The sequence below is a fragment of the Pseudomonas sp. SDO5215_S409 genome, assembly GCF_054071325.1.
Window position 1 is genome coordinate 28,072 of the sequence record NZ_JBSVWN010000006.1, and the last position, 26,898, is coordinate 54,969.

The window sequence follows — 26,898 nt, forward strand, 5'->3', positions numbered from 1 at the left end:
CTCTTACTTGATCAGACCATCCAGCGGCGAAGAGGCGCTGGCGTAGAGTTTTTTCGGCATGCGGCCGGCGAGGTAGGCCAGGCGGCCTGCAACGATGGCGTGTTGCATGGCTTGGGCCATCATGATCGGTTGCTGGGCATGGGCGATGGCCGAGTTCATCAGCACCGCGTCGCAGCCCAGTTCCATGGCGATGGTGGCGTCGGAGGCCGTGCCTACACCTGCGTCCACCAGCACCGGGATGGTGGCTTCTTCCAGGATGATCTGCAGGTTGTACGGGTTGCAGATCCCCAGGCCGGAACCGATCAGACCGGCCAGCGGCATCACCGCGATGCAGCCGATGTCAGCCAGTTGGCGGGCGATGATCGGGTCGTCGCTGGTGTAGACCATCACGTCGAAACCTTCCTTGACCAGGGTTTGTGCGGCCTTGAGGGTTTCGATCACGTTGGGGAACAGGGTTTTCTGGTCGGCCAGTACTTCGAGCTTCACCAGGTTGTGGCCGTCGAGCAGTTCGCGGGCCAGGCGGCAGGTGCGCACGGCTTCGATGGCGTCGTAGCAACCGGCGGTGTTCGGCAGGAAGGTGTAGCGATCCGGCGACAGCACTTGGAGCAGGTTCGGCTCGCCTTCGATCTGGCCCAGGTTGGTGCGGCGCACGGCAAAGGTGACGATCTCGGCACCCGAGGCCTCGATGGCCAGGCGGGTTTCTTCCATGTCGCGGTACTTGCCGGTGCCGACCAGCAGACGGGACTGGTAGGTACGACCGGCCAGGACGAAGGGCTTGTCGCTACGAACGATGCTCATGGGAAATCCTCGAGTTGGGGTGAGGTTCTGCAGAATGCGAATGGGCGCCCGCAGGCGCCAGGCGGGTTAGCCGCCGCCGATGGCGTGGACCACTTCGACCTGGTCGCCCTCGTTGAGCGCGGTGTCGGCATGCTGGCTACGCGGCACGATCTCCAGGTTGAGCTCCACTGCGACGCGACGCCCGGTCAGGTCCAGGCGGGTCAGCAGGGCCGCCACGGTTTCACCGTGGGGCAGTTCAAAGGATTCGCCGTTCAACTGAATGCGCATGCCACGGGCCGCCATCGTTTTTAGGGGTCGGCATTCTAGCCCGTTTGGGGCCTAAAGGTCAGCTCCAAGCGTCAAGCGGTCAGTTGCAGGCGCCAGGCCGCCAGCCCCAGGAAAAACCAGCCGAGCAGGAAGGCCAGGCCGCCGAACGGGGTGACGATGCCCAGTTTGCTGATGCCGGTGAGGGTCAGCACGTACAGGCTGCCGGAGAACAGCAGGATGCCGACGGCAAACGACACCCCGGCCCACGTCACCAGGCGCCCGGGGATGTGCGTGGCCAACAGGGCGACGCCGAACAGCGCCAGGGCGTGCACCAACTGGTAGGTCACGCCAGTGTGGAAAATCGCCAGGTAGTCGGCGCTCAGGCGGTTTTTCAGGCCGTGGGCCGCGAACGCGCCCAGGGCGACGCCGGTGAATCCGAAAAAGGCAGCCAGCATCAGAAAGCCACGCAGCATGAGGAACTCCAGTCAGTCTCGTTGAGCGGGGTCTGTATAATGGCCCGTTCAACGGGTTTGGGCCAAGCCATCTCTATGCTGCATTTTCTCTTCAAGCGGTTTCTCAAGGTCCTGAAATGGTTTGCCATCGCCAGCGTGTTGCTGGTGCTGCTGTTTCGTGTCGTGCCGCCGCCGGGCACCGCGCTGATGGTGGAACGCAAGGTGCAATCCTGGGTCGACGGCGAGCCCATCGACCTGCAGCGCACCTGGGTGCCGTGGGAGCAGATCTCCGACGAGCTCAAAGTGGCGGTGATGGCGGGCGAAGACCAGCGCTTTCCGCAGCATTGGGGCTTTGACTTCGACGCCATCCAGGCCGCGTTCCTGCACAACGAGCGCGGCGGTTCGATTCGCGGGGCGAGTACGTTGAGCCAGCAGGTGTCGAAAAACCTGTTCCTGTGGGCCGGGCGCAGTTATTTGCGCAAGGGGCTGGAGGCCTGGTTTACCGGGTTGATCGAGATCCTGTGGCCCAAGCAGCGGATTCTCGAGGTGTACCTCAACAGCGTGGAATGGGACGACGGCGTGTTTGGCGCCGAAGCGGCGGCGCGGCATCACTTTGGAGTGAGCGCCAAGGCGCTGACGGGGCAGCAGGCCAGTTACCTCGCGGCGGTGCTGCCGAACCCGCGGGTGTGGAGTGCCAGTCACCCGACCGCTTATGTGGCGCGGCGGGCGGCGTGGATCCGCCAGCAGATGGGGCAGTTGGGCGGCGTCGGTTATTTGAATGAGCTGGGCCAGTCACGCAAGGCACCCTGGGCGGACTGATGACTGAGGCGCAAAAAAAAATGCCCCGCTCTTTGGAGCGGGACATTTTTGTACGTTTGCCGGGGTTACGCGGCAATCGACAGTTTTAGCTTGTTCATCGCGCTTTTTTCAAGCTGACGAATACGTTCGGCCGACACGTTGTACTTCTGCGCCAGGTCGTGCAGCGTGGCTTTCTCTTCCGCCAGCCAGCGCTGGTAGAGGATGTCGCGGCTGCGGTCGTCCAGCACTTCCAGCGCTTCGTGCAGGTTGTGGTTGGAGTTGTCGCTCCAGTCCGCATCCTCCAGCTGGCGCGCCGGGTCGTAGCGGTGGTCTTCCAGGTAGTTGGCCGGCGATTGGAAGGCGCTGTCGTCGTCCGCTTCGGCGGCCGGGTCAAAGGCCATGTCCTGGCCGGTCAGGCGACTTTCCATCTCGCGCACTTCGCGCGGCTCAACACCCAGGCTTTCGGCCACGCGGTGTACTTCTTCGTTGTTCAGCCACGCCAGGCGTTTTTTCTGGCTGCGCAGGTTGAAGAACAGCTTGCGCTGGGCCTTGGTGGTGGCCACTTTCACGATGCGCCAGTTGCGCAGGATGAACTCGTGGATTTCCGCCTTGATCCAGTGCACGGCAAACGACACCAGGCGCACGCCCATCTCAGGGTTGAAACGCTTCACAGCCTTCATCAGGCCTACGTTGCCTTCCTGGATCAGGTCGGCCTGGGCCAAGCCGTAGCCGCTGTAGCTACGGGCGATATGTACGACAAAACGCAGGTGGGCGAGCACCATCTGCCGAGCCGCCCCCAAATCCTGCTCATAGTAGAGACTCTCGGCCAGTTCACGCTCCTGCTCGGGCGTCAGCAAAGGAATGCTGTTCACCGTGTGCACGTAGGCCTCCAGGTTCGCACCCGGGACCAAGGCATAAGCAGGTTGCAAAGAAGTGGTCATACGAAAAAACCTCCGACTCACATAACTCGTGCAGTCAAGCACTGCGAAAATTGACCGGGAACCGTAGGACAAGTTCCCTAAACCACCGATACGGTCAATACAAACGGAACCACATTAATCTGGCATTAACTACTTGGGCGCCAGCTCACGTAAATGTCGGGCGACCGCAATCCAGGCACCGATATACCCCAACAACACCGCGCCAAGCAAGAGTGACAGACCATCGGCTACCGGCACGCCCGCCAGGGCAAAGTCGCTGCCGTACAGGCCGGCGAGCCCCACCACCGCGTCATTCAGCCAGTTCAGGCCAAATGCCAGCACGCCCCAAGACAAAACCCCTGCCCCCAGGCCATATAACGCGCCCATGTACAGAAACGGACGACGCACATAGCTGTCCGTGCCGCCGACGAGTTTAATCACTTCTATCTCGATGCGACGGTTTTCAATATGAAGACGAATGGTATTGCCTATCACCAAAAGTAATGCAGACACCAACAACACCGTCAGGCCGAACACAAACCGGTCGCCCAGCTTGAGAATCGCCGCCAGGCGCTCCACCCACACCAGGTCCAGCTGGGCCTGTTGCACTTTGGGCAGCTCGGCCAGTTTCTGGCGCAGGGCTTCCAGGGTGGGCTTGTCGACTTCATTGGGCGTGACCAGCACCACACCCGGCAGCGGGTTTTGCGGCAGTTCTTTGAGCGCCTCGCCCAGGCCGGACTGTTGCTGGAACTCTGCAAGCGCCTGATCGCGGCTGATGTACTCCGCGTCCGCCACACCCGCCATGCCCTTGATCTGCTCACTCAGGGCTTCGCCGTCCTGAACGCTGGCCTCCAGGTTCAAGTACAAGGAGATCTGCGCCGCCCGCTGCCAGGACCCGCCCAGGCGCTCCACATTATTAAGCAGCAGCGACAAGCCCATCGGCAGGCTCAAGGCCACAGCCATCACCAGGCAGGTAAAAAAGCTGCCGATGGGCTGCTTGCCCAGTCGGCGCAGGCTGTCCACCAGGCTGGCACGGTGGCTTTCGATCCAGGCATGCAGTTGGGTGCTGAAGTCCGGGCCGTCATCCTCATCGCGCTTTTTCTTCTGCGGCGGCGGCTCGGCCGGTTTCGGCGCGACGCGCTCGGACACTTTAGGGCTGCGTGTGGCACTCATACGCCAGCCTCCCCGTCGCCGATCAAGCGGCCGCGTTGCAAGGTGAGCATGCGGTGGCGCATGCGGGCGATCAGCGCCAGGTCGTGGCTGGCGATGAGTACGCTGGTGCCCAGGCGGTTGATGTCCTCGAATACCCCCATGATTTCTGCGGCCAGGCGCGGATCGAGGTTACCGGTGGGTTCGTCCGCCAACAGCAAGGCCGGGCGATGGACGATAGCGCGGGCGATGCCGACGCGTTGTTGCTGGCCGGTGGACAGATCACCCGGGTACAGGTCGGTCTTGTCCGACAGCGCCACGCGCTCCAGGGCCGAATCCACGCGCTTGGCGATTTCCATTTTGGACAGCCCGAGGATCTGCAACGGCAAGGCGACGTTATTGAAGACGGTGCGATCAAACAGCAACTGGTGGTTCTGGAACACCACGCCGATCTGGCGGCGCAGGTACGGAATCTGCGCATTGCTGATGGTGGCCAGGTCTTGCCCGGCCAGCAGCAGTTTGCCGGTGGTCGGGCGTTCCATGGCCAGCAGCAGGCGCAACAGCGTACTTTTGCCCGCCCCCGAGTGGCCGGTGACAAACAGGAATTCGCCACGACGCACCCGGAAACTCAGCTCATGCAAGCCCACATGCCCATTGGCATAGCGCTTACCGACCTGCTCAAATCGAATCATGAGCGCTCCCGCTCGGCAAACAGTGCCTGTACAAAGGGTTCGGCTTCAAAAGTGCGCAGGTCGTCGATGCCTTCACCGACCCCGATATAACGAATCGGCAACCCGAACTGTTTGGCCAGCGCGAAGATCACCCCGCCTTTGGCCGTGCCGTCGAGCTTAGTCAACGCAAGGCCGGTGAGCTGCACCGTCTGGTTGAATTGTTTGGCCTGGTTGATGGCGTTCTGGCCCGTACCGGCGTCCAGCACCAGCAGCACCTCGTGCGGCGCGTCGGCATCGAGCTTGCCGATGACGCGGCGGACCTTCTTCAGCTCTTCCATCAAATTGTCTTTGGTGTGCAGGCGACCGGCGGTATCGGCGATCAGCACATCAACGTTGCGCGCCTTGGCAGCCTGCACCGCATCGAAAATCACCGAGGCAGAGTCGGCGCCAGTGTGCTGGGCGATCACCTGGATGCTGTTGCGCTCGCCCCACACTTGCAGCTGTTCAACGGCCGCGGCGCGGAAAGTGTCACCGGCGGCGAGCATGACTTTTTTGCCTTCCAGTTGCAGCTTCTTGGCCAGCTTGCCAATGGTGGTGGTCTTGCCGGCGCCGTTGACGCCCACCACCAGAATCACGAACGGCTTGCTCTGCGGCGTCACCACCAGCGGCGCTTCCACCGGCTTGAGCATGGCAGCCAGCTCGGCCTGCAAGGCTTTATAAAGGGCGTCCGCGTCGGTCAGTTGTTTGCGCGCGACCTTCTGGGTCAGGCTCTGAATGATCACGCCGGTGGCCTCAACGCCCACATCGGCGGTGAGCAGGCGGGTTTCGATGTCTTCCAGCAACTCGTCGTCGATGACTTTCTTGCCGAGAAACAGGCTGGCCATGCCTTCGCCAATGCTGGCGCTGGTCTTGCTCAGGCCTTGCTTGAGGCGGGCGAAAAAGCCGGTCTTGGTGGGCGCAGGCTCCGCAATGGGCTCAACAACGGCGGCGACAGGCTCAGCAACCACGGGCGCAGGCTCGGCAACCACCGGCGCAGGGGCCGGGGCCACAACGGGCGCAACGGGCGCAGGCGCAATCACCGGAATGGGCGGCGTCACGTGCTCGGCCTGTACGTCCTCGACCAGCGCCACCGGCTCTTCGGGCACCGGCAACGGCGGCCAGGGCGCGTGCTCCACAACGGGTTCAGGTTCGAGCACTGGCTGCAACACCGGCTCGGCAATCGGCAACACTACGGGCGCAGGCGCCTGGGCTTCCGGGGCGGGCTCAGGCGTGGGCGTGGGCTCGGGCTCGACCTGCGGCGGCTCGACGACGGTTTCCTGCGGCTTTTTGCGCAGCCATCCGAACAGGCCTTTCTTCTCGCCAGCCGCGGCTGGGTTCTTCTTGTCGTCGTTGGAACCAAACATGGAGGACGGCTATCTCAAAAAAGCGACGCGCCCGGGGGCGCATCGGTGAATAAATTCGATGCACAACAGACTGTTTTTTAGCCAGCTTGTTCATGCGCAACATTTTGCAAGGCGAAAAGTGAGCCTCAACAAATCGATTCAATATAGGACTGAAGCGACAAAATCGGCGAAAAGCGCAACATCGTCGAGAAAACCCCGAGCAAGACGCGGTCTTTGTGCACTTGCCGCCCAAACGATACGACTGCCGCAGTGGCCGCCGCTAAATCGGATCAGTATCCTAGCACCTCCTCGCCCGCCGACGCTAAGACCACGCGGGCAGCCCAACAGGTTAAAACACGAATGAATGCTCTAGCCCGCCGCGCCGCTGGCCTGCTGCTCAGCACAGTTTGTCTGCCCCTTTCGGCCTTGGCCGCCGACCCGCAACCCACCCACGAATTCACCCTGGACAACGGCCTGAAAGTGGTCGTGCGCGAAGACCATCGCGCGCCGGTGGTGGTGTCGCAGGTCTGGTACAAGGTCGGTTCCAGCTACGAAACCCCGGGCCAGACCGGTTTGTCCCACGCCCTGGAACACATGATGTTCAAGGGCAGCGCCAAGGTCGGCCCGGGCGAAGCCTCGCTGATCCTGCGTGACCTGGGCGCCGAGGAAAACGCCTTCACCAGCGACGACTACACCGCCTATTACCAGGTACTGGCCCGCGACCGCCTGGGCGTGGCCTTTGAGCTGGAAGCCGACCGCATGGCCAGCCTGCGCCTGCCGGCCGACGAGTTCAGCCGCGAGATCGAGGTCATCAAGGAAGAGCGGCGCCTGCGCACCGACGACAACCCGATGTCCAAGGCTTTTGAGCGTTTCAAGGCCATGGCGTACCCGGCCAGCGGATACCACACGCCGACCATCGGCTGGATGGCGGACCTGGACCGCATGAAGGTTGAGGAACTGCGCCACTGGTATCAGTCCTGGTATGTGCCCAACAACGCCACCCTGGTGGTGGTCGGCGACGTCACCCCCGACGAAGTGAAAACCCTGGCCCAGCGCTATTTCGGCCCGATCCCCAAACGCGACGTGCCGCCTGCCAAAGTCCCGATGGAGCTCGCCGAGCCTGGCGAACGCCAGATCACCCTGCATGTGCAAACCCAATTGCCCAGCGTGATCCTGGGTTTCAACGTGCCGGGCCTGGCCACCGCTGAAGACAAACGCTCGGTCAATGCGCTGCGCCTGATCTCGGCGCTGCTGGACGGCGGCTACAGCGCACGCATCCCCACGCAACTGGAGCGCGGCGAAGAGCTGGTGTCGGGGGGCTCGTCGAACTACGACGCCTACACCCGTGGCGACAGCCTGTTCACCCTCACCGCCACGCCCAACCAGCAAAAGAAGAAAACCATCGCCCAGGCCGAAGCCGGTCTGTGGCGCTTGCTGGACCAGCTCAAGGCCAAGCCGCCGACCGCTGACGAACTGGAACGCATCCGCGCCCAGGTCATCGCAGGCGTGGTCTACCAGCGCGACTCCATCACCAGCCAGGCCACGGCCATCGGCTCCCTGGAAACCGTCGGGCTGTCATGGAAACTCATGGACAGCGAACTCGCCGAGCTGCAAAGCGTGACCCCGCAAGACATCCAGAAGGCCGCGCGCACCTATTTCACCCGCGAACGCCTCAGCGTCGCCCATGTCCTGCCTGAGGAGAACGCTCATGAGTGACCGTAAACCCGCCCGCCTGGCATTGCCCGGCCTGATCGCCATGACCCTGGCCGTCGCCAGCGCCGCCTATTGCCTGCGCCCGGGCGATGCCCTCGCCAGCCCCGCGCCGGAACAGGCCAAGCCCAACAGCGCCCTGCAATCGCTGGCCGAGCTGGACGGCAAGGCGCCCACCAATCGCACGCTGGACGTGCAAACCTGGACCACCGCCGAAGGCGCCAAGGTGCTGTTCGTTGAAGCCCATGAGCTGCCCATGTTCGACCTGCGCATCCTGTTCGCCGCGGGCAGCAGCCAGGACGGCAACACCCCGGGCCTGGCGCTGATGACCAACGCCATGCTCAATGAAGGTGTACCGGGCAAGGATGTCGGCCAGATTGCCGCCGGTTTCGAGGGCTTGGGCGCAGATTTTGGCAACGGTGCCTATCGCGACATGGCCCTGGTGTCCCTGCGCGCCCTGAGTGCCAGCGATAAACGCGACGCGGCCCTGGCCCTGTTCAACCAGGTGATCGGCAAACCGACCTTCCCCGCCGACTCCCTGGCCCGCACCAAGAACCAACTGCTGGCAGGCTTCGAGTACCAGAAGCAGAACCCCGGCAAACTGGCGAGCCTGGAGCTGTTCAAGCGCTTGTATGGCGACCACCCTTATGGCCATTCCAGCGAAGGCACCGCCAAGACCGTTCCGGGCCTGACGCTTGCACAGCTGCGCGCGTTCCACGCCAAGGCCTACGCCGCCGGTAATGCGGTGATCGCGATGGTGGGCGACCTGTCCCGCGCCGAGGCCCAGGCCATGGCGGCCAAGGTGTCCGCCGCCCTGCCCAAGGGCCCGGCGCTGGCGAAAATCGCCCAACCTGTGGAGCCCAAGCCGGGGCTGAGCCACATTGAGTTCCCGTCCAAGCAAACCCATTTGTTGGTGGCAGAACTGGGCATCGACCGTGCCGACCCCGACTACGCCGCACTGTCGATGGGCAACCAGATCCTCGGCGGCGGTGGTTTCGGCACCCGCCTGATGAGTGAAGTACGCGAAAAACGCGGCCTGACCTACGGCGTGTACTCAGGCTTCTCGCCGATGCAAGTGCGCGGCCCGTTCATGATCAACCTGCAGACCCGCGCCGAAATGAGCGCCGGCACGCTGCAGTTGGTGCAGGACGTGCTCAGCGACTACCTCAAGGCCGGCCCGACCCAAAAGGAGCTGGATGACGCCAAGCGCGAACTGGCGGGCAGCTTTCCGCTGTCCACCGCCAGCAACGCCGATATCGTCGGGCAGTTGGGCGCCATGGGGTTCTATAACCTGCCGCTGAACTACCTTGAAGACTTCATGAAACAATCCCAGGCCCTGACCGTCGAGCAGGTCAAGGCCGCCATGAACAAACACCTGAGCGCCGACAAACTGGTCATTGTGACAGCGGGCCCAACCGTTGCACAAAAGCCGTTGCCGCCCCCTACAGACAAACCCACCGAGCAGCCGCTCGGGGTTCCGGAGCATTAATGGCCAGCCCATCGCGTCCCAAAAAACCTGTGCACAACGTCCATAACGGTGTGGGCCAATTGCGCATCATCGGTGGCGAGTGGCGCAGCCGTAAGCTGAGTTTCCCCGACGTCGTGGGCCTGCGCCCCACGCCGGACCGCGTGCGTGAAACCCTGTTCAACTGGCTCGCCCCCTACATCGCGGGTGCCAAAGTGCTGGATGCGTTCACCGGCAGTGGCGCGCTGTTTCTAGAAGCGCTGTCCCGTGGCGCCGCCATGGGCCAGGCACTGGACGCCAGCAATGTGGCCGTCTCCAGCCTCAAGGAACACCTGGGCACGCTGCGCTGCACCACCGGCCAGGTGCAGACCGCCGACGCCCTGCGCTACCTGGAGACCCAGGAAGCCCGGGCGTTTGACGTGGTCTTCCTCGACCCGCCGTTCAACCACAACCTGCTGCCCGCAGTCTGTGCGCTGCTGGAGCAGCGCCAGTGGCTGGCCGATGACGCCTGGGTGTATACCGAAAGCGAAACCGCGCCTTCGACCCTCGGCCTGCCGGGCACCTGGCGCCTGCACCGCGAACAGAAGTCTGGCCAGGTGTACTACGCGCTGTGGCAGCGCACCGCCGCGAACGCCGAATAAATCGCGCCAAACCCTGTAGCAAGGGGGCCTGGCCCCCGTTGCGAGAACCCCCGTGGCAACGACCTGCGACCGTTTCACCCCCGCCTTTGGCCTTGGCAACCCGCACCTGCAAACGTTGTGGGGGCCGCTGTGGCGCAACACCACGCACCTGGAGCGCCAGCGCGAACGACTGTGGCTGGCCGATGGCGATTTTCTCGACCTCGACTGGCACGGCCCGCACGATGCGCGCGCACCGCTGGTGCTGGTGTTGCACGGGCTCACCGGGTCGTCCAACTCACCTTACGTGGCCGGTTTGCAAAAAGCCCTGGCGGCGCAAGGTTGGGCCAGCGTGGCGTTGAACTGGCGCGGCTGTTCCGGCGAGCCGAACCTGCTGGCGCGCAGTTATCACTCTGGGGCCAGCGAAGACCTCGCCGAAGCCATTGCCCACCTGCGCACTCTGCGCCCTTTGGCACCGCTGTACGCCGTGGGGTATTCACTGGGGGGCAATGTGCTGCTCAAGCACCTGGGGGAAACCGGGCACGCCAGCGGTTTGCACGGGGCGGCGGCGGTGTCGGTGCCGTTTCGCCTGGACCAGTGCGCCGACCGCATCGGGCTGGGCCTGTCACGCATTTATCAGCGGCACTTCATGCGCGAAATGGTCGCGTACATCCAGGTCAAACAGCGCCAGTTTTTCAAGGACGGGCGTGAAGACGCCTTGAACACCCTGACTGCACTGGGGTCGCTGGAAAAAATGCGTACGTTCTGGGACTTCGATGGCCGCGTCACCGCGCCGCTGCACGGGTTTCTCAGTGCCGAGGATTATTACCGGCGGGCCTCAAGCCGTTACTACCTGGGCGGCATCCGCACGCCAACGCTGATGATCCAAGCGGCGGACGACCCCTTTGTGTTTGCCCACAGCCTGCCCGAGACCAGCGAGCTGTCGGACTGCACCGAGTTCGAGTTGCTGGCCAAGGGTGGGCACGTAGGTTTTGTCGATGGCAGCCTGAAGCAACCGGGCTACTACCTGGAGCGCCGCATCCCGCAGTGGCTGCTGGCGCAACACGGCTGACGCCGCGGGCGGCGATCAGTCGCCGGTAGCAATCGTACGCCGAGGGTCGGTGATCCACTCACTCCACGACCCCGCATACAACTTACCCAACGGATACCCGGCCAGGCACAGCGCGAACAGGTTATGGCACGCCGTCACGCCCGAGCCACAGTAGGCCACCAGGTCATCCGGCGAACGGTCCTGCAGTGCCGCCGCAAAGCGCTGTTTAAGCGCAGCAACCGGCAAAAACCGCCCGTCGCTGCCCAGGTTTTCGTTGAACGCGGCGCAGGACGCGCCGGGAATGTGCCCGGCAACCGGATCGATCGGCTCGACCTCCCCGCGAAAACGCGGCAAGGCGCGGGCGTCGATCAAGGTCAGCCCTGGTTCACCCAGGCGCTGTTGCAAATGGTCGGCATCCACCAGCAAGCGGCCGTCCGGCGCGCCCTCAAACTGCCCGCGCGCCACCACCGGCGTATCCAGGGTCAGCGGGAACCCGGCCGCGTGCCAGGCTTTCAGGCCGCCATCGAGGATAAACACGCCGTCGCGCTTGCCCAGCCAAGCCAGCAACCACCAGGCCCGCGCGGCAAAGGCGCCAGGACCGTCGTCGTACAGCACGATGTCACTGCTGGCACTAATGCCCCAGGCGCGCAGTTGCTCGGCCAACACCTCAGGCGCCGGCAGCGGGTGGCGGCCGGTCACGCCTTTAGTCACCGGCCCGCTCAAATGCCGCTCCAGGTCTGCGTACTGCGCGCCGTCGATATGCCCTTCGGCATAGCTGCACAGCCCGTAATCCGGGTCTTCCAGGGCAAAACGGCAATCGAGGACCACCAGCCCACCCAGCGCAAGGCGCTCGGCCAGTTGTGGGGGGCTGATCAGTTGGGCAAGCGGCATGACGGACTCCTGTGACAACAGTCGGGAAATAACCTACTTCACTTCTTCCAGCGCCTGATTCAACGGCACATAGAACTCTTTGAACAGTGCGTTTACTGCGTCCTTGGCCTGCGGGGTGATAAACCCGGCTTCCAGCACCAGCACCTGGTACACCCCGCGCTTGATCGCCTCGGCGCTCAAGTGGGTGGACTTCTCGTTGGTGGTGCACAAAAAACGCACCCACGAGGTCAGGATGATCCAGGCATTGAGGGTCAGGGCCTCGGTTTGCACCGGGTCCATGTTGAGGATGCCAGCATCGACAAACCCCTGGTAAATCGCCGCGCCCTGGATCAGGCAACGCTGGGAAAAACGCCGGTAACTGGTGGCCAGCTCCGGGTCGCTCTCCAGCAGGTGTTCAAGGTCGCGGTGCAAAAAACGGTAGCGCCACATACCGGCCAACACGGCCTGCAGGTAGAAACGCTTGTCTTCAACGGTCACAGCACGCCCCTGGGGCGGGCGCAAAAAACTGTCGACCAAGGCTTCGTACTCGCGAAACAGCACGGCGATGATCGCCTGCTTGTTGGGGAAGTGGTAGTACAAATTGCCCGGGGAAATTTCCATGTGGGCGGCGATGTGGTTGGTGCTGACACTGCGCTCGCCCTGCTGGTTAAACAGCTCCAGGCTGGTTTGCACAATGCGTTCGCTGGTCTTTACTCGTGGGGCCATAGGGGAATCAGCTTCGCTTACCAGAAGTCCACGCATCTTACGGCCTATCCTGACCCCGAGAAACCTGCACGAACGTGCAATGTCGTTTGACAATATAGAGCAACAACTCTAAAACGATGGAAGACCTATAAAAACAGGGAGCTTCGCCATGCCTGCCAACGTTGCCTACCTGCAAGATTCCCCGGTGTCTAACCCGCTTGCGCAGCTGCTCGACACGCAACGCCGCGCCTACGCCGCCAACCCCATGCCACCGGCGGCCCAACGCCAGGCCTGGCTCAAGGCCTTGCACGACCTGCTCAGCCAGGAACGCCAGGCCTTGATTGACGCCATCAGCCGTGATTTCAGCCATCGCAGCGCCGATGAAACCCTGTTCGCTGAATTGATGCCCAGCCTGCACGGCATTCACTACGCCAGCAAACACCTCAAGCGCTGGATGAAACCGTCCCGCCGCACGGTCGGCATTGCCTTCCAGCCCGCCTCGGCCAACGTCATCTACCAACCGCTGGGGGTGGTTGGCGTGATCGTGCCCTGGAACTACCCGCTGTACCTGGCCATCGGCCCGCTGGTGGGCGCCTTGGCGGCGGGCAATCGGGTGATGCTCAAACTCAGCGAGTCCACCCCCGCCACCGGGCAATTGCTCAAGACCCTGCTGGCGAAGATCTTCCCCGAAGACCTGGTGTGCGTGGTGCTGGGCGACGCGCAGGTGGGCATCGCCTTCTCCGGGTTGCCCTTTGATCACGTGTTGTTCACCGGCGCCACCAGCATCGGCAAGCAGGTGATGCGCGCGGCGGCCGAGCACCTCACGCCGGTCACCCTGGAATTGGGCGGCAAGTCACCGGCCATTGTGTCTGCCGATGTGCCGTTGCAACACGCCGCCGAACGCATCGCCTTTGGCAAGACGCTCAACGCGGGGCAAACCTGTGTGGCCCCCGACTACGTGCTGGTGCCGCAAGAACGCGTCGAAGCGTTCGTGGAGGCCTACACCCAGGCAGTCCGCAGGTTTTATCCCACACTGGCCGACAACCCCGACTACACCGCCATCATCAACGACCGACACCTGGCACGCCTTAACCATTACCTCAAGGATGCCACCGACAAAGGCGCCACCCTGATCCCGCTGTACGCACAAGGTCAGGACCGGCGCATGGGCCACAGCCTGTTATTAAATGTCAGCGACGAGATGATCGTGATGCAGGACGAAATATTCGGCCCGGTGCTGCCGGTGGTGCCGTACCGCGACCTGGACCAGGCCCTCGCCTACATCAACGCACGCCCTCGCCCACTGGCCCTGTATTACTTCGGCTACAACAAGGCCGAGCAGGATCGCGTGCTCCACCACACTCATTCCGGCGGCGTTTGCCTGAACGACACCCTGCTGCACGTGGCCCAGGACGACCTACCGTTTGGCGGCGTCGGCCCCTCGGGCATGGGCCATTACCACGGCCACGAAGGCTTCCTGACCTTCAGCAAGGCCAAGGGCGTGCTGGTCAAGCAGCGCTTTAACGCGTCGCGGCTGATTTACCCGCCGTATGGCAAGCCCTTGCAGAAACTGATCCAGGCGTTGTTCGTGCGCTGACCAACCGACCTTGGGATAACACCAAAAATGCCCACCCGCCTGCCTGACTCAACCGCGCTGTCGCGGCGCGGCGTCCTGAAAATCGGCCTGTGCGCCAGCGCCTTCCTGGCCACCGCCGGGCTGGGCGCCAGCCTCAGTGGCTGCTCCAGCAGTGCCCCGGCCAGCGGCTTTGCGCTGTTGCGCAGCACCGACCTGCCGTTTTTGCGAGCGCTGATCCCGGTGCTGATGGAAGGTGCCGACACCGCCGAAGGGGTAGCCGCCAGCGTTGACGACACGCTGCACGCCCTGGATTACAGCCTGAAGCACCTGTCGCCGGAAATGCTCAAGCTCACCCGGCAGTTGTTCGACGTTCTGGGCATGGCCATCACCCGCGGCCCGCTGACCGGTATCTGGGGCCGCTGGGAAAACGCCAGTCCCCAGCAGGTCCGCCACTTCCTGCACCGCTGGGAAAACAGTGCCCTGAACCTGTTGCGCATGGGCCAGGGCTCGCTGCTCAAGCTGGTGATGATGGCCTGGTATTTCCGGCCTGCGTCCTGGGCTCATTGCGGCTATCCCGGCCCACCAAACATCTGACGACACGCCAGCCCCTTAAAACCCGAGAGCCTGCTGATGCCCGTACCCGACCTGTTCCGCGACGGCCTCGCCCGTGGCTGGAAAACCTACAACGGCGCCGCCCTGGACCAGGACCTGAGCCTGCAAGCCGACGTTGCGATCATCGGCAGCGGCGCGGGCGGCGGCACCACCGCCGAAATCCTCAGCGCCGCAGGCTACAAGGTGCTGTTGATTGAAGAAGGCCCGCTCAAGACCAGCAGCGACTTCAAGCTGCTCGAAGACGAGGCCTACGCCAGCCTCTACCAAGAGGGCATTGGCCGCATGAGCAAGGACGGCGCCATCACCATCCTGCAAGGCCGGGCGGTGGGCGGCACCACGTTAATCAACTGGACGTCGAGTTTTCGCACACCCGACCAGACGCTTTCCCACTGGGCCAGCGAATACGCGGTGAAGGGCCACAGCAGCGCCGAGATGGCGCCCTGGTTCGACAGGATGGAACAGCGCCTGGGCATCGCACCCTGGGCCGTGCCGCCCAATGCCAATAACGATGTGCTGCGCAGGGGCTGCGAAAAGCTCGGTTACCGCTGGCACGTTATCCCGCGCAACGTGCGCGGCTGTTTCAACCTGGGCTATTGCGGCATGGGTTGCCCGGTCAACGCCAAGCAATCGATGCTGGTGACCACCCTGCCGGCCACCCTGGATAAGGGCGGCGAGTTGCTGTACCTGGCCCGCGCCGAGCGCTTCACTTACCGCGGCGACGCCATCGCAACCCTTGAATGCGTGGCCATGGACGCCCGCTGCGTGGCCCCCACCGGGCGCACGATCACGGTCAACGCCCGGCATTACGTGCTGGCGGGCGGCGGTATCAATAGCCCCGCGCTGCTGATGCGCTCGGGCACGCCCGACCCGCACTCGCGCCTGGGCAAACGGACGTTCCTGCACCTGGTGAACTTCTCTGCCGCGCTGTTCGACGAGGTGATCAACCCGTTCTACGGCGCCCCGCAGTCGATCTATTCCGACCATTTTCAGTGGCAGGACGGCATCACCGGCAAAATGTCCTACAAGCTGGAAGTGCCGCCCCTGCACCCCGCGCTCGCCAGCACCTTGCTGGGCGGTTATGGCCCGCAGAATGCGCTGGACATGGCCCAACTGCCTCACACCCACGCCATGCTCGCCCTGCTGCGCGACGGTTTTCACCCGCAAAGCCCGGGTGGCGAGGTGTCGTTGCGCGGCGACGGCACGCCGGTGCTCGACTACCCCGTGTCGTCCTACGCCTGGAACGGCCTGCGCCGGGCCTTCCACAGCATGGCCGAGATCCAGTTCGCGGGCGGCGCACGGTCCGTCATGCCATTGCACAGCGACGCGCGCCCGGTGAAAACCCTGGCCGAGGCCCGCCAACTGATCGACGGCCTCAACCTCGAGCTGCACCGCACGCGCCTGGGCAGTGCCCATGTGATGGGCGGTTGCGCCATGGGCGAAGACCCCACAAACGCAGTGACCGACAGCCTCGGGCGCCATCATCAGGTGCGCAACCTGTCGATCCACGACGGCTCGCTGTTTCCCACCAGCATTGGCGCAAACCCCCAACTGTCGGTGTACGGGCTGACCGCGCAACTGGCCACGGCGTTGGCCGAACGCCTGAAAAACGCCTGAAAAACCGCGTATCGGCGACGTTTATCGTGCCGTGTTGCGAATAAGTTGACTTGGCCGACCGGGATGGCTGCGATACCATCCGGTTCCCCAACGGACTCCGCCAGGACGACGCGATGAACCGAGTGTTGTACCCAGGGACCTTCGACCCGATTACCAAAGGCCATGGCGATCTGGTCGAACGTGCCTCGCGACTGTTCGACCACGTCATCATTGCGGTCGCAGCCAGCCCCAAGAAAAACCCCTTGTTTGCCCTGGAACAACGCGTGGAGCTGGCCCGTGAGGTCACCCGGCACCTGCCGAATGTGGAAGTGGTCGGTTTCTCGACGCTGCTGGCACATTTCGCCAAGGAACAGAACGCCAACGTGTTTCTGCGTGGGCTGCGGGCGGTGTCGGACTTCGAGTACGAATTCCAGCTGGCCAACATGAACCGCCAACTGGCGCCGGACGTCGAAAGCCTGTTTCTTACGCCGTCGGAACGTTATTCGTTCATTTCCTCGACGTTGGTGCGGGAAATCGCCGCGCTGGGCGGAGATATCAGCAAGTTCGTGCACCCGGCCGTCGCCGAAGCGCTGACCCTGCGGTTCAAGAAGTAAACCTGCGAACCCTGCGCCCGCGTGCACTGCGGGCGCCAATGCGGCACAATTGCGCGCATTCGTTTTCAAAATGCCTTGGCTGACGGCCCTGGCAGGAGTTTCCATGTCTTTGATCATCACCGACGATTGCATCAATTGCGACGTCTGCGAACCCGAGTGCCCGAACGCTGCCATCTCCCAGGGTGAAGAGATCTACGTGATCGACCCGAACCTGTGCACCCAGTGCGTGGGCCACTACGACGAGCCTCAGTGCCAGCAAGTGTGCCCGGTGGATTGCATCCCACTGGATGAAACGCACCCGGAAACCGAAGAACAGCTGATGGACAAGTACCGCAAGATCACCGGCAAGGCCTGAGGCCTTGCCGAAGGGGTGAGGCGGTCAGCCGTCAGCGCTGACACTTGGGGCAAAACACACTCGCCCGCTGCCCCAGCACCACATTGCGCAGTTCGGTCCCGCACACCTTGCAGCCCTCGCCGCCGCGGCCATACACGAACAGTTCCTGCTGGAAATACCCCGGCTGCCCGTCCCCGCCGATAAAGTCGCGAAGCGTGGTCCCGCCGCGCTCGATCGCCGCCGCCAGCACCCGCTTGATCTCGATCGCAAGCTTGAGGTAACGCGCCCGGGAAATCCCGCCGGCCTCGCGGCGGGGGTCAATCCCGGCGGCAAACAGCGCTTCGGTCGCGTAGATATTGCCCACGCCCACCACCACTGCGTTGTCCATGATGAACGGCTTGACCGCCATCGACCGCCCGCGAGACAGCGCAAACAAGCGCTCGCCGTCAAACAGGTCGGTCAACGGCTCGGGCCCCAGGCGAATCAGCAACTCGTGGTTCAGCGCGTCGGTGCTCCACAGCATCGCGCCAAAACGCCGCGGGTCGGTATAGCGCAGGGCCAGGCCCGACTCCAGCTCGATGTCCACGTGCTCATGCTTGGCCGCCGGCAACCCGGCCTCCACCAGCCGCAGGTTGCCCGACATGCCCAGGTGGCTGATCAAGGTGCCGACCTCGGCGTTGATCAGCAGGTACTTGGCCCGCCGCTCCACCTGCACGATGCGTTGCCCGGACAGGCGCACGTCCAGGTCTTCGGGGATCGGCCAGCGCAGGCGCCGCTCACGCACGATCACGCGGCTGACCCGCTGGCCTTCCAGGTGCGGCGCGATCCCGCGCCGGGTGGTTTCGACTTCAGGCAACTCAGGCATGTCTACCTCTGAAATGTAGGATTAGTGCGCGCCCAGCTCGCGAATCGACAACTTCAGGCTCTCGAAGTCGTACTCCGACAGGCCGATGTGGTCCAGCACCAGCGGGCCGACGGCCTGCCACTCGTGGTCGTCCACCTGGTTGCCCAGCACCCGGTAGGAAGCACAGATGTGCTCGGCCATTTTCAGGATCGCCAGCAGGTTTTTCAGCTGCGGGTTGCGCGGTGACTCATCGCTGAAAATCGCCAGGGCGTTGTGGTGGTTGGCAATGGCGTCGGTCACATGCTCGGGCAGGCGCCAGGACTTGGCGGTGTAGTAGCCCACCACCGCGTGGTTGGTGTTGAACACGCGGTTTTCGGTGTCCACCACCCGGCAGCCGGGGCCGGCGCTGGCGTAGGCTTCTTCGAGCACCGCCATGTAATTGGGGAACCGCTTGAGCATCAACGGCACGCCGCAATCGTGGAACAGGCCCAGGGCGTAGGCTTCATCCACCGCCTGGGTGCCGGTGCGCTTGGCCAGGGTCAGGCAGGTCATCGCCACATCCTGGGCGGTGTCCCAGAAACGGTTGAGGGTGACGATGGTGTCGTCGCTCATTTCGCCCTTGATCGACTGGGCGTTGATCAGGTTGACGATGGAGCGGCTGCCCAGCAGGTTCACCGCTCGCTGGATCGAGGCGATTTTGTTGCTCAGGCCGTAATACGGCGAGTTGACGATTTTCAACAGCGCACCGGACAGGCCCGGGTCCTGGGCGATCAGCCGGGCGATCACTTCCAGGTCCGGGTCGGGCATGTACTGCTCCATCTGCAAATCCACCATGATTTGCGGTTGAGGCGGCACGCTGATGCCTTGCAAGGCCTGCTGGATCTGTTCGGGTGAAAGCTCTTGGGGCATAAGGACACACTCTGGACTAGGCGGCGATTCTACCCTTTATGCCGCCAGGGCCGACAGCGCCAACGCCGACCGATACGCGCACCGACGACCAAGCCCCGCGTGTCCGGCGGCGCGGCCAATGCTTGCGCAACACGGTATACTCCCGCTCTTTTTTCCCGGAGCGACGTCATGTCCCTGCCAAGCCTGCGTCTCAAAGCCAACGCCGATCGTCGTTTGCGCAACGGCCACCTGTGGGTCTACAGCAACGAAATCGACGTGGCCGCCACCCCACTCCACGGCTTCCAGGCAGGCGACCAGGCCATTCTGGAAGCGGCCGGCGGTAAGCCGCTGGGCATCGTGGCCATGAGCCCCAACAACCTGATCTGCGCCCGCGTGCTGTCGCGCGACATTAAGTTGCCGTTGGACAAGTCCCTGTTGGTGCACCGCCTCAACGTGGCCCTGTCCCTGCGCGAGCGCTTGTTCGACAAGCCGTTCTACCGCCTGGTGTACGGCGACTCCGACCTGCTGCCGGGCCTGGTGGTGGACCGTTTCGGCGACATCCTGGTGGTGCAGATCGCCTCGGCGACCATGGAAGCCCACAAGAGCGACGTGATCGCCGCCCTGACCCAGGTGCTCAAACCCAGCGGCATCCTGTTCAAGAACGACTCCGCCGCCCGTGACGCCGAAGGCCTTGGCCGTTATGTCGAAACCGTCTTTGGCCTGGTGCCGGAGTGGGTGGCCCTTGAAGAGAACGGCGTGAAATTCGAAGCCCCGGTGATCGAAGGCCAGAAGACCGGCTGGTTCTACGACCACCGCATGAACCGCGCCCGCCTGGCCCCGTATGCCAAGGGCAAGCGCGTGCTGGACCTGTACAGCTACATCGGCGGCTGGGGTGTGCAGGCTGCGGCCTTTGGCGCCAGCGAAGTGTTCTGCGTCGACGCCTCAGGCTTCGCCCTCGACGGCGTGGAGCGCAACGCCAGCCTCAACGGCTTTGCCGAGAAAATGACCTGCATCGAAGGCGACGTGTTCGAGGCGCTCAAGGAGCTCAAGGCCGCCGAAGAACGTTTTGACGTGATCGTCGCCGACCCGCCCGCCTTCATCAAACGCAAAAAAGACATGAAAAACGGCGAAGGCGCCTACCGCCGCCTCAACGAGCAAGCCATGCGCCTGCTCAGCAAAGACGGCATCCTGGTCAGCGCCTCGTGCTCCATGCACCTGCCCGAAGACGACCTGCAAAACATCCTGCTGACCAGCGCCCGCCACCTGGACCGCAACATCCAGATACTCGAGCGCGGCGGCCAGGGCCCGGACCACCCGGTGCACCCGGCGATTGTCGAGACGCGCTACATCAAGAGCATTACCTGCCGGTTGTTGCCTAACAGCTGATACGCAGCGCCAACAGGGGAGTGGCTTGTCCCTCCCCTGCCGGTTTTGTGCTGCGCCATCGATTGACTTTCTCCTGCACCAAATCAATCCTCCCCACTCCTTCAAGGATCGGTTGCCGATTGATGCCCGCCCTCATCACCCCCGCCCGCAAGACCGCTGCCATCGTGTTGCTCATGACCATGACGGTGCTCGGCGTATTTCCCTTGGATGTGGTACTGCCTGCGTTCCCGGCCATGGCAGCGCATTTCGGCACGTCGGTGGCCGATATTGCCTTGTCCATCAGCCTGTTCTCCGTGGGTTTTTCCTGTTCCCTGCTGTTTGTGGGGCCGCTGTCCGACAACCTGGGACGAAAAAAGGTGTTGATCGTCGGCATGGGCATCGCCGTCGCGGGGTCGGTGGGCTGTGCGGTGGCGCAGAGTTATGCAGGCTTTCTGTTTTGCCGGCTGGTCCAGGCGGTGGGCTGCGGCAGTTTTGTGCTGTCCCAGGCGCTGGTGCAGGACTTGTTCGTGGGCAAGGAACAGGAGCGGCTGCGCATTGCGATTGTCACGGCGGGCGGGGTCTGTATCTCGGTATCGCCGCTGGTGGGCAGTTGGCTGCAAACCTGGCTGGGCTGGCGCGCCAGCTTCCAGGTGTTTGTGGCCATCGGGCTGGTGCTGATGGTCATGGCCTGGCGCCTGCTGGACACCGCGCCCCGCAAGGCGACGGCCGCCCACACCTCGATCGTGCGGGCCTACGGGCGGGTGTTCTCCGACCGGCGTTTTGTCAGCTATTGGCTGATTTCAGCGCTGGCCTTCGCCTGCCATTTCGCCTTTATGGTGGTGTCGCCCATCATTTTGATGGAGCAACTGGCCCTCACGCCCTATCAGTTTTCCCTGGTCCTGCTGCTCTACGGCGCCGCCTATGTGCTGGGGGGCATGGGTGCGGGATGGATGAACCGCTGGATGGAAGGCCACACGCAAATTGCCACCGGGCAATGGTTGATCGTGGTGTCGGCGCTGTTGATGCTGCTGCTTCAGGGGCTGTTTGGCCTGAGCGTCGCCAGCGTGATCGTACCGATGATCCTCTGCACCGCCGGTACGACGATCTCCCGGCCCATCTCCTCGTCACGCGCCATGGGGCTGTTTCCTGAAAACGCCGGGGCCAGCGCGTCGGCCGGGAACATGATCATTTTTATCTCGGGCGGCGTGATCAGCGGGCTCGTCAGCCAAACGGGCGAGCAGGTGGCAACCGTGCTGGCGGTCAGCTTTCTGCTCATGAGCGCCATCGGCATGGGGCTCAACGCGCAGCTAAGGCGCCAGCCACACGTCCCGTAGCCGCTAACTTCACGCTCCCGGCCATTCCCTCGCGCCGCCAGCGGTGTAGAATCGGCCCTATTCATCGCCAGTCATCCCCCGGCGGGTTTATGAGCTCAAGGCCACTGCGTGCGGCGATCCCGCAACGTTTGAGGCAACGTTTGGACACACGGCCATTTTTCGGGTGCTCCAGCCGTCAATAGAAGCTCACTTCCCCTTTAGCACCTGATTAGCCGCCCGGAGTGTTCCATGCCCGATTACCGCTCGAAAACATCCACCCATGGCCGCAATATGGCCGGCGCCCGCGCACTGTGGCGTGCCACGGGGATGAAAGATGACGACTTCAAAAAGCCGATCATCGCGATTGCCAACTCGTTCACCCAGTTTGTACCCGGTCACGTGCACCTCAAGGACCTGGGCCAACTGGTCGCCCGCGAAATCGAACGCGCGGGCGGCGTGGCCAAAGAGTTCAACACCATCGCCGTGGACGATGGCATCGCCATGGGCCATGACGGCATGCTGTATTCCCTGCCGAGCCGCGAGATCATCGCCGACTCCGTCGAATACATGGTCAACGCCCACTGCGCCGACGCCATTGTGTGCATTTCCAACTGCGACAAGATCACCCCCGGCATGCTCATGGCCTCCTTGCGCCTGAACATCCCGGTGATCTTCGTCTCTGGCGGTCCGATGGAAGCGGGCAAGACCAAGCTCGCCAGCCACGGCCTGGACCTGGTGGATGCCATGGTCATCGCCGCCGATTCCAGCGCGTCTGACGAGAAAGTCGCGGAATACGAGCGCAGCGCCTGCCCGACCTGCGGTTCGTGCTCCGGCATGTTCACCGCCAACTCGATGAACTGCCTGGTGGAAGCCCTGGGTCTGGCCTTGCCGGGCAACGGTTCCACCCTGGCCACCCACAGCGACCGCGAGCAGTTGTTCCTGCAGGCTGGCCGCACCATCGTCGAGCTGTGCAAGCGCTACTACCACGACAATGACGAGTCGGTGTTGCCGCGCAACATCGCCAACTTCAAGGCGTTCGAGAACGCCATGACGCTGGACATCGCCATGGGCGGTTCCACCAACACCATCCTGCACTTGCTGGCCGCGGCCCAGGAGGCCGAGATCGACTTCGACCTGCGCGACATCGACCGTCTGTCCCGTCACGTGCCGCAGTTGTGCAAGGTCGCGCCGAACATCCAGAAGTACCACATGGAAGACGTGCACCGCGCTGGCGGGATCTTCTCCATCCTGGGCTCCCTGGCCCGTGGCGGCCTGTTGCACACCGACCTGCCGACCGTGCACAGCAAGAGCATTGCCGAAGGCATCGCCCGGTGGGACATCACCCAGACCAGCGACGAAGCCGTGCACACCTTCTTCAAGGCAGGCCCGGCGGGCATCCCCACGCAAACCGCGTTCAGCCAGTCGACCCGTTGGGAAACCCTGGACGACGACCGTGAAAACGGCTGCATCCGCAGCGTCGAGCACGCCTACTCCAAAGAAGGCGGCCTGGCCGTGCTGTACGGCAACATCGCGCTGGACGGCTGCGTGGTGAAAACCGCCGGTGTGGATGAGTCCATCCACGTGTTCGAAGGCAACGCCAAGATCTTCGAAAGCCAGGACAGCGCCGTACGCGGCATCCTCGCCGACGAAGTGCAGGCAGGCGACATCGTGATCATCCGCTACGAAGGCCCCAAAGGCGGCCCGGGTATGCAAGAGATGCTCTACCCCACCTCGTACCTCAAATCCAAAGGCCTGGGCAAAGCGTGCGCCCTGCTCACCGACGGCCGCTTCTCCGGCGGCACCTCGGGCCTGTCCATCGGCCACGCCTCGCCGGAAGCGGCAGCGGGCGGCGCGATTGGCTTGGTACAAGATGGCGACAAGGTACTGATCGACATTCCGAACCGCTCGATCAACCTGTTGATCAGCGATCAAGAGCTGGCCGCCCGCCGCGTCGAGCAAGACAAGAAAGGCTGGAAACCGGTCGAGAAACGCCCACGCAAAGTCACCACCGCGTTGAAGGCCTACGCCCTGCTGGCCACCAGTGCCGACAAGGGTGCGGTGCGGGACAAGGCGTTGCTGGACGGCCTGTAACCGGCTCCCATAAAAAATGCCCCGCCAAGTGCGGGGCATTTTTTTGCCTGTTCACACCCCTTGCAGACAGTGCAGCACCCGCACTGACCGCGGTGTGGTTACTGGATCTCGTCCGGCTTGACGATCACCCAGTTCTTGTCCGCCGTCACCGGCAGCCCTTCCTTGGCCTGGGCTGCCGCGTGCTTGGCCATCATGCCGTTCAACTGCGTCATGTATTTGTCCTTGCGGTTGACCCACAGGTGGATGCCGCCCTTGGCCACGTCCACGTCGTGGAACAGCATGTAGCCATCACTGGTCGGGGTGTCGCCGCCCACAATCACCGGTTTTTTCCATTCGTCGATGTAAGTGAGGATCGCCGCGTGTTTGCCCGCCATCCAGGTGGCCGGGGCCCACAGGTAGGGGGTGAGTTCCAGGCCCAGGTTGGCTTTTTCGTCATACTTGCCCGCCGCAATCTGCTTGCGGGCGGTGGTCAGCTCGCCGGTCTTGCGGTCTTTGAGCAAGGTCGTCACGCCGATGACATTCTCGGGCTTGACGTTGTAGCCGTACTTGGGATCGGCCGCGACCATGCGCACCAACTCCTCGGACGCCGCGGTCATCACGTACACCTCGATGCCGTTTTCCATCAACTTGTTGTACAGCTCGGCCTGGCCGGTGAAGACTTTGGGCGGCTGCACCTCGGACGTTTTCACCACGTCGCCTTCGTAATACGTGACCGGCACTGGCTTGCCGGAGGCCATCAGCTCGTCGACGTAGCCCTTGAGTTCCTTGAGGGTGAAGCCGGAAAAAATCTGCGCCACCCACGGGTAGCAGACCATGTCGTCCACCTCGCAAAGGCGATAGTAGTAACTGAACAGACTTTCCTTATGGTCGGCCGTGTCTTTAAACGGGATAAGTTTGAGCGACGGGTCCATGGTGTCGCGGGTAATCAGGCCTTTGTTTTCCAGGTACGGCAGCAACGACTCTTCCAGGTCATAGCGGTAGCTGGTGTTGTCCATGTCGAACACCGCGAAGTTACCCTTGTGGGCGTTGGCGGCGATCATCGCATTCAATTGCTGGGCGGCAGGCGCCGGCCAGTGTTTCAACTCGGTAGCGGCCATGGCCTGGCTGGCAAGGCCCAGGCACAGCGCGGCGGCAAACAGTCTCGGTGCGAGCTTCATCGGCGTTTTCTCCCTGAGTGAAAGACGTCGACGCTAACAAATCCATGTGACAGATACCGCCCGAGCACGACCGCTTTCGTCCAAATCCCGTCACCGACATGCGCCTGAGCGTCAACGGCTTATGCCAAAAACGACAGTCGCCATTCCATTTAGGTATTAAATCAATATATTTCAAGCTGTTAGGCTTACCGGTTCGCAATCGCAGGCTCACGCGATTGGCTGCCCTCGACATGGAGCTTCAATGAATCTGCCCCTGGTTCTCAACCTGCTGGTGTTCCTCGCGTTACTGCTGGGCCTGGCACAAACCCGCCGTACCTCATGGAGCCTGGCCAAAAAGGTGTTGTTCGCCCTGGTGCTCGGCGTGGTATTCGGCGTCGCGCTGCACACGGTCTACGGCGCCGGTCACCCGGTACTCAAGGCCTCCATCGGCTGGTTCGACCTGGTCGGCAACGGTTACGTGCAGTTGCTGCAAATGATCGTGATCCCGCTGGTCTTTGCCTCGATCCTCAGCGCCGTGGCGCGCTTGCACAATGCCTCGTCCCTGGGCAAGATCAGCTTTCTGACCATTGGCACGCTGCTGTTCACCACCGCCATCGCCGCGCTGATCGGCATCGGCCTCACCAACCTGTTCGGCCTCACCGCCGAAGGCCTGGTAGCCGGCAGCCAGGAAATGGCGCGCCTGCAAGTGATCCAGAGTGATTACGCGGGCAAGGTCACCGACCTGAATATCCCGCAGTTGCTGCTGTCGTTCATCCCGCAAAACCCGTTCGCCGACCTGGCGCGGGCCAAACCGACCTCGATCATCAGCGTGGTGATCTTCGCCGCGTTCCTGGGGGGGGCCGCACTGCAACTGCTCAAGGACGATGTGGAAAAAGGCCAGAAAGTGCTCAACGCCATCGACACCCTGCAAGCCTGGGTGATGCGCCTGGTGCGCCTGGTGATGAAGCTGACGCCGTATGGCGTGCTGGCGTTGATGACCAAGGTGGTCGCCAGCTCCAACCTGCAAGACATCATCAAGCTCGGCAGTTTTGTGGTGGTGTCTTACATCGCCCTGGGCCTGATGTTCATGGTGCATGGCCTGCTGTTGTCGCTGGCCGGGATCAACCCGCTGCGGTTTTTCCGCAAGGTGTGGCCGGTGCTGACCTTTGCCTTCACCAGCCGCTCCAGCGCCGCCAGCATCCCGCTGAGCATCGAGGCGCAAACCCGCCGCCTGGGCATCCCCCAGTCCATCGCAGGCTTTGCCGCCTCGTTTGGCGCAACCATTGGCCAGAACGGCTGCGCCGGGCTTTACCCCGCGATGTTGGCAGTGATGGTGGCGCCGACCGTGGGCATCAACCCGCTGGACCCGTTGTGGATCGCCACGCTGGTCGCGATTGTCACCTTGAGCTCGGCCGGTGTTGCGGGCGTGGGCGGGGGCGCGACCTTTGCCGCGCTGATCGTATTGCCTGCCATGGGCTTGCCGGTGTCACTGGTGGCGCTGCTGATTTCGGTGGAGCCGCTGATCGACATGGGCCGCACCGCATTGAACGTAAACGGTTCGATGACGGCAGGGGCGATTACCAGCCAGGTCATGGGGCAGACCGATAAAGCCCGGCTCAATGCCGATGAGCATGGGCATTTAGCGGGTTGAGCAAGCCCTAAGCTGCAAGCAGGCGCCACTCGGCCCTGGCTTGCAGC

Annotated in this window: 26 protein-coding genes; 14 read left to right on the forward strand and 12 right to left on the reverse strand. The window is 63.2% G+C overall.

The annotated features are described in order from the left end of the window. Positions 1–3: 3 nt before the first annotated feature. The 3 genes from ACW9H9_RS04995 to ACW9H9_RS05005 all read right to left on the reverse strand — a co-directional run bounded on the left by ACW9H9_RS04995 (position 4) and on the right by ACW9H9_RS05005 (position 1,517). Positions 4–798: a thiazole synthase gene (locus ACW9H9_RS04995; RefSeq protein ID WP_457342048.1), complete on the reverse strand. Its 795-nt coding sequence runs from the start codon at positions 796–798 to the stop codon at positions 4–6. 66 nt (positions 799–864) lie between these two features. Further along, positions 865–1,065 carry a sulfur carrier protein ThiS gene (gene thiS, locus ACW9H9_RS05000; RefSeq protein ID WP_457342049.1) on the reverse strand — a complete coding sequence of 67 codons (201 nt, stop codon included), beginning with the start codon at positions 1,063–1,065 and terminating at the stop codon, positions 865–867. A 71-nt stretch (positions 1,066–1,136) separates the two neighbouring features. Next, a complete protein-coding gene (locus tag ACW9H9_RS05005) occupies positions 1,137–1,517 on the reverse strand; it encodes a DUF423 domain-containing protein (protein WP_457342050.1) in 381 nt (126 codons plus the stop codon). A gap of 75 nt (positions 1,518–1,592) precedes the next feature. Here ACW9H9_RS05005 and mtgA point away from each other — a divergent pair, with 75 nt between their 5' ends. Continuing rightward, positions 1,593–2,315: a monofunctional biosynthetic peptidoglycan transglycosylase gene (gene mtgA / locus ACW9H9_RS05010; RefSeq protein ID WP_457342051.1), complete on the forward strand. Its 723-nt coding sequence runs from the start codon at positions 1,593–1,595 to the stop codon at positions 2,313–2,315. A 65-nt stretch (positions 2,316–2,380) separates the two neighbouring features. Here the strand turns inward: mtgA and rpoH are convergent, their stop codons facing one another. From rpoH to ftsY, 4 genes are all read right to left on the reverse strand, one after another. Further along, positions 2,381–3,235 (reverse strand): RNA polymerase sigma factor RpoH, encoded by an 855-nt coding sequence (gene rpoH / locus ACW9H9_RS05015; protein WP_020295823.1) that lies wholly within the window; start codon positions 3,233–3,235, stop codon positions 2,381–2,383. A 129-nt stretch (positions 3,236–3,364) separates the two neighbouring features. Beyond that, positions 3,365–4,387 (reverse strand): permease-like cell division protein FtsX, encoded by a 1,023-nt coding sequence (gene ftsX, locus ACW9H9_RS05020; RefSeq protein ID WP_457342052.1) that lies wholly within the window; start codon positions 4,385–4,387, stop codon positions 3,365–3,367. Then, positions 4,384–5,055 carry a cell division ATP-binding protein FtsE gene (gene ftsE, locus ACW9H9_RS05025; protein WP_457342053.1) on the reverse strand — a complete coding sequence of 224 codons (672 nt, stop codon included), beginning with the start codon at positions 5,053–5,055 and terminating at the stop codon, positions 4,384–4,386. Before ftsE ends, ftsX begins: the two co-directional genes overlap by 4 nt. Next, positions 5,052–6,437 carry a signal recognition particle-docking protein FtsY gene (gene ftsY / locus ACW9H9_RS05030; RefSeq protein ID WP_457342054.1) on the reverse strand — a complete coding sequence of 462 codons (1,386 nt, stop codon included), beginning with the start codon at positions 6,435–6,437 and terminating at the stop codon, positions 5,052–5,054. The genes ftsE and ftsY overlap by 4 nt, the downstream gene beginning before the upstream one ends. A gap of 339 nt (positions 6,438–6,776) precedes the next feature. Here ftsY and ACW9H9_RS05035 point away from each other — a divergent pair, with 339 nt between their 5' ends. From ACW9H9_RS05035 to ACW9H9_RS05050, 4 genes are read left to right on the forward strand one after another with little or no spacing between them, the layout of a single operon-like run. Continuing rightward, on the forward strand, positions 6,777–8,132 hold the full coding sequence (locus ACW9H9_RS05035) for a M16 family metallopeptidase (protein WP_457342055.1): 1,356 nt from the start codon (positions 6,777–6,779) through the stop codon (positions 8,130–8,132). Then, on the forward strand, positions 8,125–9,615 hold the full coding sequence (locus tag ACW9H9_RS05040; RefSeq protein WP_457342056.1) for a M16 family metallopeptidase: 1,491 nt from the start codon (positions 8,125–8,127) through the stop codon (positions 9,613–9,615). The genes ACW9H9_RS05035 and ACW9H9_RS05040 overlap by 8 nt, the downstream gene beginning before the upstream one ends. Next, positions 9,615–10,232 carry a 16S rRNA (guanine(966)-N(2))-methyltransferase RsmD gene (gene rsmD / locus ACW9H9_RS05045; protein WP_457342057.1) on the forward strand — a complete coding sequence of 206 codons (618 nt, stop codon included), beginning with the start codon at positions 9,615–9,617 and terminating at the stop codon, positions 10,230–10,232. Before ACW9H9_RS05040 ends, rsmD begins: the two co-directional genes overlap by 1 nt. A gap of 52 nt (positions 10,233–10,284) precedes the next feature. Beyond that, positions 10,285–11,280: a hydrolase gene (locus tag ACW9H9_RS05050; RefSeq protein WP_457342058.1), complete on the forward strand. Its 996-nt coding sequence runs from the start codon at positions 10,285–10,287 to the stop codon at positions 11,278–11,280. Between the two features lie 15 nt (positions 11,281–11,295). Here the strand turns inward: ACW9H9_RS05050 and ACW9H9_RS05055 are convergent, their stop codons facing one another. Together ACW9H9_RS05055 and ACW9H9_RS05060 are read right to left on the reverse strand one after the other, a co-directional pair. Beyond that, complete coding sequence (locus ACW9H9_RS05055; RefSeq protein WP_457342059.1) at positions 11,296–12,150, reverse strand: sulfurtransferase; 855 nt, start codon at positions 12,148–12,150, stop codon at positions 11,296–11,298. A 33-nt stretch (positions 12,151–12,183) separates the two neighbouring features. Further along, positions 12,184–12,855 carry a TetR/AcrR family transcriptional regulator gene (locus ACW9H9_RS05060; RefSeq protein ID WP_457342060.1) on the reverse strand — a complete coding sequence of 224 codons (672 nt, stop codon included), beginning with the start codon at positions 12,853–12,855 and terminating at the stop codon, positions 12,184–12,186. Positions 12,856–13,003: 148 nt separating this feature from the next. Here ACW9H9_RS05060 and ACW9H9_RS05065 point away from each other — a divergent pair, with 148 nt between their 5' ends. The 5 genes from ACW9H9_RS05065 (at position 13,004) to ACW9H9_RS05085 (ending at position 17,584) form a co-directional block, all read left to right on the forward strand. Beyond that, entirely contained in the window at positions 13,004–14,431 is a 1,428-nt protein-coding gene (locus ACW9H9_RS05065) for a coniferyl aldehyde dehydrogenase (protein WP_457342061.1), read from the forward strand. Between the two features lie 27 nt (positions 14,432–14,458). Next, on the forward strand, positions 14,459–15,004 hold the full coding sequence (locus ACW9H9_RS05070; RefSeq protein ID WP_457342062.1) for a twin-arginine translocation pathway signal protein: 546 nt from the start codon (positions 14,459–14,461) through the stop codon (positions 15,002–15,004). Between the two features lie 36 nt (positions 15,005–15,040). Further along, complete coding sequence (locus ACW9H9_RS05075) at positions 15,041–16,636, forward strand: GMC family oxidoreductase N-terminal domain-containing protein (protein WP_457342063.1); 1,596 nt, start codon at positions 15,041–15,043, stop codon at positions 16,634–16,636. 113 nt (positions 16,637–16,749) lie between these two features. Continuing rightward, positions 16,750–17,229, forward strand: a complete 480-nt coding sequence (gene coaD / locus ACW9H9_RS05080) for a pantetheine-phosphate adenylyltransferase (RefSeq protein WP_457342064.1) — start codon at positions 16,750–16,752, stop codon at positions 17,227–17,229. 103 nt (positions 17,230–17,332) lie between these two features. Next, on the forward strand, positions 17,333–17,584 hold the full coding sequence (locus ACW9H9_RS05085; RefSeq protein WP_457342065.1) for a YfhL family 4Fe-4S dicluster ferredoxin: 252 nt from the start codon (positions 17,333–17,335) through the stop codon (positions 17,582–17,584). Between the two features lie 31 nt (positions 17,585–17,615). On the opposite strand, the gene mutM is transcribed toward ACW9H9_RS05085, so the two are convergent. Together mutM and ACW9H9_RS05095 are read right to left on the reverse strand one after the other, a co-directional pair. Further along, positions 17,616–18,428 (reverse strand): bifunctional DNA-formamidopyrimidine glycosylase/DNA-(apurinic or apyrimidinic site) lyase, encoded by an 813-nt coding sequence (gene mutM / locus ACW9H9_RS05090; protein ID WP_457342066.1) that lies wholly within the window; start codon positions 18,426–18,428, stop codon positions 17,616–17,618. 21 nt (positions 18,429–18,449) lie between these two features. Further along, a complete protein-coding gene (locus ACW9H9_RS05095; RefSeq protein WP_457342166.1) occupies positions 18,450–19,262 on the reverse strand; it encodes an HDOD domain-containing protein in 813 nt (270 codons plus the stop codon). A 222-nt stretch (positions 19,263–19,484) separates the two neighbouring features. Here ACW9H9_RS05095 and ACW9H9_RS05100 point away from each other — a divergent pair, with 222 nt between their 5' ends. The 3 genes from ACW9H9_RS05100 (at position 19,485) to ilvD (ending at position 24,064) form a co-directional block, all read left to right on the forward strand. Next, complete coding sequence (locus ACW9H9_RS05100; RefSeq protein WP_457342067.1) at positions 19,485–20,681, forward strand: class I SAM-dependent rRNA methyltransferase; 1,197 nt, start codon at positions 19,485–19,487, stop codon at positions 20,679–20,681. 122 nt (positions 20,682–20,803) lie between these two features. Beyond that, on the forward strand, positions 20,804–21,994 hold the full coding sequence (locus ACW9H9_RS05105; protein WP_457342068.1) for a multidrug effflux MFS transporter: 1,191 nt from the start codon (positions 20,804–20,806) through the stop codon (positions 21,992–21,994). A gap of 228 nt (positions 21,995–22,222) precedes the next feature. Then, positions 22,223–24,064: a dihydroxy-acid dehydratase gene (gene ilvD, locus ACW9H9_RS05110; protein WP_457342069.1), complete on the forward strand. Its 1,842-nt coding sequence runs from the start codon at positions 22,223–22,225 to the stop codon at positions 24,062–24,064. A gap of 98 nt (positions 24,065–24,162) precedes the next feature. Here ilvD and ACW9H9_RS05115 read toward each other — a convergent pair whose 3' ends face one another. Next, entirely contained in the window at positions 24,163–25,221 is a 1,059-nt protein-coding gene (locus ACW9H9_RS05115) for a haloacid dehalogenase-like hydrolase (protein ID WP_457342070.1), read from the reverse strand. Positions 25,222–25,462: 241 nt separating this feature from the next. Between ACW9H9_RS05115 and ACW9H9_RS05120 the strand changes: the two genes are divergently transcribed. Beyond that, positions 25,463–26,851, forward strand: a complete 1,389-nt coding sequence (locus ACW9H9_RS05120; RefSeq protein ID WP_457342071.1) for an L-cystine transporter — start codon at positions 25,463–25,465, stop codon at positions 26,849–26,851. The last annotated feature ends 47 nt before the right edge of the window (positions 26,852–26,898 follow it).